The sequence below is a fragment of the Kitasatospora sp. NPDC056800 genome (genome assembly GCF_042789775.1).
Lineage (GTDB): Bacteria > Actinomycetota > Actinomycetes > Streptomycetales > Streptomycetaceae > Kitasatospora.
The window spans coordinates 1-2819 of record NZ_JBHUAL010000379.1 but is presented as its reverse complement, the minus strand read 5'-3'; the positions used below and the strand labels follow the sequence as shown (position 1 = coordinate 2819).

The window sequence follows — 2819 nt, the reverse complement described above, 5'->3', positions numbered from 1 at the left end:
TCTTTTTTTTATAACCCACCCCCCGGGGCCGCCCCCCCTCCCCCCCCCCCCGCCCCCCCCCACCCGGCCGCCCCCCCCCCGGGGGGGCCGGGGCCCACCCCCCCCCCGCCCCCCACGACCTGCTACTTGCGGACCTTCACCGCTTCCTTCACCGCCGCGTCCTGCAGTCCTTCGAGCACCTGCTTCGGGTCCCCCGTCACGGCCTGCCCGATCCCGGCCTTGATCCGGTTGCTGACCTCGCCCCAGGCCGGGTCCCCGAACGGGTAGAAGCTCGCGTTGCTGAGCCCGACCGCGAACTGCTTGAGGTCCTCGTGCTTGGGGTCGGACGACATCTGGGCGAACGCGTCCTGGGTGACCGGCAGGAGGTTGTACTGCTCGTCGAACTTCAGCTGGTTGTCCTTGCCGTAGACGAACGCCAGGAACTTCTTGATCTCGTTCTTGTGCCCGTTCGCCTTCAGCGCCATCATCCAGTCCGCGACCCCGAGGCTCCCAGTCCGTCCGACGCCGTCCTTCTTCGGGATCGGCGCCGTGCCGAACTCGATCTTCCCGGCGGTCGCCATCCGCAGCAGGGTCGGGTGCCCGTTCAGCATCGCGACCTTCCCGGCGGCGAAGTCCTGGAACACCGGGGTGCGGTTCATCTTGCCCGGGTCCGGGTACGTCAGCCCGGTGGCCACCAGGTTGCTCTTCAGCCAGCCGAAGGTGGCCTGGTTCTGGGCGCTGTCGATGGTGTAGTTGCCGACGTCGTCGGAGATGCTGCCGCCGCCGCTCAGCGTCCACAGCATCGACTCGGCCGGTGCCTCCTCCGGCCCCAGCGGCAGCCCGTACGGGGTCACCCCCGGCACCTTGGCCTTGATCTTCTCGGCGTCCTGCCGCAGCTCGTTCCAGGTGGCCGGCGGCTGGGTGATCCCGGCCTGCCGGAAGACCGCCTTGTTGTAGAAGAGCACCCGCGAGGAGGAGACGAACGGGATCCCGTACTGCGTCCCGACCACCTGCCCGGCGTGCGCGAAGGTGTCCAGGAACCTGGCCTGGGTGTCCACCGAGAGCACGTCGGAGGCCGGGTACAGCCGGTCCGCCGCGACCTGGTCCGCGAAGCCGCCGGTCTGGAGCAGGTCCGGCGACTTGCCGGCCGCGATCATGTCCTCGACCTTCTTGCCGATCTCGGTCCAGCTGTCCACCTCGACGCTGACCTTGATCCCAGGGTTGGCCGCCTCGAAGTCCCTGGCGACCGCGTCCCAGTAGTGCTGGGAGCTGGTCTCGGGGCTCTCCCCGTAGTCGGCGGCGACCAGTCTGAGGGTGACCGGCCCGTCGTCCTGCCCGCCGCAGGCACTGACCGCGGTGAGGACCAGTGCTCCGGCCAGCGCACCGCCGAGCACACGGGTGGGAACGTGGACGCGCCTGTTCAACGCGGGTACCGCCTTCGGGGGGATGGAACGGGGGATGGAACGGGGGATGGAACGGGGGATGAACGCAGTCGGAACGGGGGAATCCGGCAGGGGGACGCGCAACACTCCCAAACCCGTCGTCCACCGGTCCACACCACCGCCCGGCGCCGCCCCAGTAGTTATCGAAGTGCTCGGCGTCATTGCACAATGCGCAACAAAACCCCCACTCACCCCGGTCCGCGCCCGCCCCGCACCCCGGCGCAAAGCCGCGCACACCCCCGCAGCTGCGACAAAGCTCACCCAGTATGGACCAGACCAATCCGACAACTGGACTAGACCTCTTCTACCCGCCCAAGGGAAACTGTCCTCCGTGAAGCACGTCATCGCACTCGATGTAGGCGGCACCGGCATGAAGGCCGCGCTGCTCGCCCAGGACGGCTCCGTGCTGTTCGAGGCACGCCGACCGACCGGGCGGGAGCACGGCACGGACGCCGTCGTCGCCGCCATCCTCGACTTCGCCACCGACCTGGCGGACGAGGGCCGCAGCCGTTTCGGCGTCGCCCCGCTCGCGGCCGGTGTCGCCGTCCCGGGCACGATCGACGAGAAGAACGGCATCGCGGTCTTCTCCGCCAACCTCGGCTGGCGCGAGCTCCCGCTGCGCAAGCTCCTCGGCGAGCGCCTGGCCGGACCGGACGGCGGCGCGATGCCGGTGGCCCTCGGCCACGACGTGCGCTCCGGCGGCCTGGCCGAGGGCCGGCTCGGAGCCGGCCGCGGCGTCGACCGCTTCCTGTTCATCGCCCTCGGCACCGGCATCGCCGGCGCCATCGGCATCGACGGCCGGATCGAGGCCGGCGCGCACGGCTACGGCGGCGAGATCGGCCACGTCGTGGTCCGCCCGGGCGGACCGCAGTGCGGCTGCGGCGCCCGCGGCTGCCTGGAGACGCTGGCCTCGGCCTCCGCCGTCTCCCGCGCCTGGGCCGAGACCAGCGGCGACCCCGACGCCGACGCGGCATCCTGCGCCGCCGCGGTGGACGCCGGGGACGACCGCGCCCTCGCGGTCTGGCAGCGCGCCGTCGACGCCCTGGCGGACGGCATCGTGCTGGCCCAGAGCCTGCTCGACCCGTCCACCGTGATCGTCGGCGGCGGGCTGGCCGAGGCCGGCGACACGCTCTTCACTCCGCTGCGCGCGGCGGTCACCGGGCGACTGACCTTCCAGATGCCCCCGAAGGTCGTACCCGCCATGCTCAAAGACACCGCCGCGTCCCTGGGCGCGGGCCTGCTCGCCTGGGATCTGCTCTCCATGGAGGTGACCGCGTGACCACCGCGGACCGTGACCGTACTGCCCTGGCCGGTGCCCGGCTGGTCCTGCCCGGCGGCGTCGTCGAGGGCGACCGCCTCGCCGTCGAGGGCGAGCGCATCGCCGGCCTCGGCGGCGAC

At 71.7% G+C, this 2819-nt stretch carries 2 protein-coding genes; one reads left to right on the top strand and one right to left on the bottom strand.

Annotated elements, in window-relative coordinates; genetic code table 11:
• Positions 1 to 122: 122 nt before the first annotated feature.
• A complete protein-coding gene (locus ACFRQN_RS40415) occupies positions 123 to 1403 on the bottom strand; it encodes an extracellular solute-binding protein (protein WP_074005442.1) in 1281 nt (426 codons plus the stop codon).
• Between the two features lie 349 nt (positions 1404 to 1752).
• Here ACFRQN_RS40415 and ACFRQN_RS40410 point away from each other — a divergent pair, with 349 nt between their 5' ends.
• On the top strand, positions 1753 to 2700 hold the full coding sequence (locus tag ACFRQN_RS40410; protein WP_049655186.1) for an ROK family protein: 948 nt from the start codon (positions 1753 to 1755) through the stop codon (positions 2698 to 2700).
• Positions 2701 to 2819: the final 119 nt, after the last annotated feature.